This window comes from Bacillus sp. JJ1474, from assembly GCF_036965225.1.
In the GTDB taxonomy this organism is placed as follows: Bacteria; Bacillota; Bacilli; order Bacillales; family Cytobacillaceae; genus Cytobacillus.
This window is the reverse complement of record NZ_JBALPC010000263.1, coordinates 1-4316: the sequence shown is the minus strand read 5'-3', so window position 1 is coordinate 4316 and position 4316 is coordinate 1. Positions and strand designations below refer to the sequence as shown.

Below are 4316 nucleotides of genomic sequence, written 5' to 3'. Positions count from 1 at the left end.
CTTCTACTCGACTAGTTTAAGTACATTTCTTCACAAAGTTAAAAAAGGAAATTTTCCCAATTTTTATTTATAACAGCATAACGTTGATTCGGGAATATTGAACTTTGCTACCTGCTAATTGAATTCTACTTCATCTGGAGACTTTTAAATTAAAATGTTTCCTTTCTTCTGACAGACTTATTAAATTTCGAAAACAATCAATTCAATCATCTTTTCGTATAGAAAAACTTATTAAGAAACATGCACTAGAAAAAATATATATCATATATAGGTGATATCCCGTTTGAATGCTTGAGGAGGATATTATGAAACCTATGTTACCTAGTGAAAAATATTTCGGTAATTTAGAACTAGTTTATGCATTTTATGGGGCTATGCCTACAGGTGTTACTGTTTCAGAGACCGGTCGTATTTTCATTTGCTTTCCGAAATGGGGAGACGATGTTAAATTTACGGTGGCGGAAATTGTTGAGGATAAATTGCAGCCTTATCCTAATTTACAAACCAATTTGGTTAACCCCGAGAATATCACAATGACTTTCATCAGTGTCCAAAGTGTAGTTGCTGATGGAAGGGGAACGCTTTGGATATTAGATACAGCAGCACCCAATTTTTCTGAACCTATTAAAGGGGAGGCAAAATTAGTCGCTGTTGATTTAGAAACCAATACAATAAGAAAAGTATATATCTTTACAGAAGATGTTGTCCTGCCTACAACTTATCTAAATGATGTCCGTTTTGATTTTCGTGTTGGAAAAGCAGGTTATGCCTATATAACAGATTCTTCTTCAAGAGGACCAGGAGCTATTATAGTCGTAGATTTATCAAATGGAAACGCGTTTAGACGGTTAAATGGGGCAAATTCAACTTCACCCGATCCATATTTTTTACCGAAAGTAGAAGGTCAAATTTTAATGAATCGAAACAAAGACGGTTCAACTTCTCCATTTAGATTGGCGTCTGATAGTCTTGCGATTTCTCCCGATGGAAAGATATTATTTTTTGCTCCACTAACCAGTCGTCATTTGTATTCAATCTCAACAGAAGCCCTGAGAGACAGAACGATACCGGACATGGATTTACCTTATCATGTGGAGTATTGGGGAGAAAAAGGTGCTTCTGATGGAATGATCACCGATGCAAAGGGAACTGTTTATGCTGGAGATTATGAAAACAACAGTATCCGTAAGATATTGCCAAATGGCATAATGGAAACTATCGCACATGATCAGAGAATTTTGTGGCCGGATACTTTTTCAATTGGTCCGGATCAATATTTGTATGTCATTGTGAACCAATTACATCGACAGCCTAGATTTCATTATGGAAAAGACTTACGACAGAAACCTTATAGTTTACTTCGTATCAAAATTGATGAATTTCCTGCTCCGACCTTTTCGTAAAAATATTCAATTAATTGTTTTCATTATAGAGTATAAAACAAACACGAGTAAGAAGTATTAATTTTATTTACTTCTGCGAAATAAACTCAAAATGGTTTACTAGGAACAGTTTATTTGGTGAATGTTAAACTGTTCCTGGGATTTTTTTATAATGTCGGTAAGTTCAATGCTGTATATTATTTAAATCCAAACTGATCTGTTTGTTTGTATCCCAAGCATGGTACCATCCTTCAATTGGACTAAATTAAAATGTGTATCAAAAATATTATAAACTATGTGTTTACTCTTCCTTCTGTACTATACACCACGTTTATTTCCCCAAATATAGGTATGAAGTTGAGGAAGTACTTTCACATTTCTCAACTCCGTATCTAACATAGATTTATTAATTAACCATTCAAATTTCTGTAGTAACTGGGAAATTAGTTGTTGATTGTTTGTTGTTTGATTATCGTCATTTCCTACTTGTAAGAAGAATGGGATGTCAGGATAACGACAATGCACCTTTTTTGCATAGTCGTAATCTTGATCATCAAATACAACTACTTTTAAACTAGTATTTTGCGCAGGGTCGGTTTCCTTAAGGTTATTAATTATCATATCAAGTGCATCGAAGTCTGTTACCATCTTAGAACTGGGTGGTTTAGGAGAAAGCGTTAATTCATTGATTTTTAAAAACCAATCCTGCCACTTGCTACCCTGTGTTTCCAAAGCTACTTTTATATTATTTGCTTTTAATAAATCTATTAGGTAATCAAGGTTTTTTAATAGTGCGGGATTTCCACCAGATATTGTTACAAATGAGAAACCGTCACCGCCTATTGATTTTAGTTCTTGCCAAATTTCTTCTGCATCCATTTGTCTAATTAAATCTTTACCAGATCCGTCCCAAGTAAACGCAGAATCACACCATGAACATGAGTAATCACAGCCAGCTGTTCTAACAAACATGGTCTTTTGGCCAATAACCATCCCTTCCCCTTGAATGGTAGGACCAAATATTTCCATTACCGGAACTTTACTCAACTTCCATCCACTCCCGTCTTACCTCTGAGTAACTAGTAGGTGTTTCATATAAACGAACAGATTCTAATCTAACATCATTATATTTCTCTGACCTTTTATTCAAAGACTCCATCATTTTCTCATAAATCCAAACAACCATATTTTCTGCTGTTGTATTCATTTTTGGTAAGGTTTCATTAAGATATCGATGATCAAGGTAGATTTCAATTTCCTGTTTCCATATCTCTTTGATGTCACCAAAATCAATTGCCAGACCAATTTCATCAATAAAACCACTTATACCAAACACAACTTTATAGGTGTGCCCGTGAAGATTCTTACACTTTCCTTCATAACAATGGAGATGATGTGCTGCATCAAACGTAAATTCCTTACTTACAAGTACGCGTTTACTATGGTATTTTAGTTCACTTCTTTTAATATCTTGGTCCATTTTTTGTAGATTTTCCACTATTTTAAAACCAAAAAAGTCGTTCCCCATTATACCTCCGCTCCTTCTTTTGATCTAATATATTTTTCTAACCCACGCTTTCTTAGCTTACATGCTGGGCAATACCCACAACCGTCACTTATTACTCCTTCGTAACAAGTTAAGGTTTTCTTACGAACATAATCAAGTGCATTTAATTCATCAGCAAGTTTCCATGTTTCTGCCTTATCTAACCACATTAACGGAGTATGGATAACAAACTGCTTGTCCATTGATAAATTAATGGATACATTTAGAGATTTAATAAAAGCATCTCTACAATCTGGATATCCACTAAAGTCAGTTTCACACACACCGGTAATTATGTGCTTTGCATTCACTTGATTTGCTAAAATTGCAGCGAAGGATAGGAAGATCAAATTACGTCCCGGAACGAAAGTCGAAGGTAACTCTCCATCTTCTCCCTCTTTTATTTCAAAATCATCTCTTGTTAATGCATTAGGAGCCAGTTGATTTAGAAGTTGCATATCTAACAAATGATGTCTAACATTTAACTCTTTTGCAATATTTTTTGCACACTCAATTTCTTCTTTATGCCTTTGATTATAATTAAAAGTTACAACTTCAACTTCTTTAAAGGTTTTTAAAGCCCAAAACAAACACGTTGTACTATCTTGTCCACCGCTAAAAACCACTATCGCTTTTTCATCCTTTAACATAAAAAACTTCCTTTCAAAAGAAAAAAAACAGTACCCAAGATGAAGGACTGCTTCTTCTTAGTTTTTTTAAAGAGGGGTGCTAGAACCTCTACCGCAAAATTGCGTAATTTAATTTATGATTTACTAAATATTATATCACAAGTGTATTCCCATTAAATATTTTTAAATTTTCCATTAAAAGGAATAAGTTTAGTTTAAGTAGAAAATAGTTATTGTTCGACTAAATTTCATTTGGTAAAATAATGTAAAAGTTAAGAGGGATACATATGATTAAATACCCGTTTTTAGAAAGAGATGCAACCATAGGAGTCACAGCACCTTCATCTGGGGTACAAGTTGAGTTACTGGACTGGTTTTTACAAATGGGGTTACAAGCAGCAAGTTGGTCGACAGTCTATAGTGTGGGCAGCCCAATTTTTTTAGGTATACCGTTTACCACAAGGACCTAAAATAATAATCTTATAAAACAATGCACATCAATTAAAAAGTATAATAGGCGTTCAACTTTAGTTAAATTTATTAAGGATTGTATATATATAAACTAGTGCTCTTGTGTAATATTAGATGCTACTATTTAGCTGAAATTATTGCTACACAATCTTCAATTAAAGGGCGCTTTTCTGAAAAAAGGAAAGCGTCTTTCTACATGAAAAGGGCCTTTTAATGGAAGAAGAATATTAAGAAAGAATACTTATAGTAATGATAGTATATATATGGTTTTTGTGAAAGGTTGTACTT

Annotated in this window: 4 protein-coding genes; 1 reads left to right on the top strand and 3 read right to left on the bottom strand. The window is 33.8% G+C overall.

Going from position 1 to position 4316, the window contains the following annotated elements; translation table 11 throughout:
* Nucleotides 1–305 precede the first annotated feature (305 nt).
* A complete protein-coding gene (locus V7164_RS23960) occupies nt 306–1403 on the top strand; it encodes an L-dopachrome tautomerase-related protein (protein ID WP_335346218.1) in 1098 nt (365 codons plus the stop codon).
* Nucleotides 1404–1700: 297 nt separating this feature from the next.
* Here the strand turns inward: V7164_RS23960 and queE are convergent, their stop codons facing one another.
* The 3 genes from queE to queC are packed head-to-tail and all read right to left on the bottom strand — an operon-like array spanning nt 1701 to nt 3578.
* The gene (queE, locus tag V7164_RS23955; protein WP_335346217.1) at nt 1701–2429 is read right to left on the bottom strand and encodes a 7-carboxy-7-deazaguanine synthase QueE; all 729 of its coding nucleotides are present in this window, start codon (nt 2427–2429) and stop codon (nt 1701–1703) included.
* Nucleotides 2422–2910, bottom strand: a complete 489-nt coding sequence (gene queD / locus V7164_RS23950; RefSeq protein ID WP_335355454.1) for a 6-carboxytetrahydropterin synthase QueD — start codon at nt 2908–2910, stop codon at nt 2422–2424. The genes queE and queD overlap by 8 nt, the downstream gene beginning before the upstream one ends.
* The gene (gene queC / locus V7164_RS23945; RefSeq protein WP_335346215.1) at nt 2910–3578 is read right to left on the bottom strand and encodes a 7-cyano-7-deazaguanine synthase QueC; all 669 of its coding nucleotides are present in this window, start codon (nt 3576–3578) and stop codon (nt 2910–2912) included. Before queC ends, queD begins: the two co-directional genes overlap by 1 nt.
* Between the last annotated feature and the right edge of the window lie 738 nt (nt 3579–4316).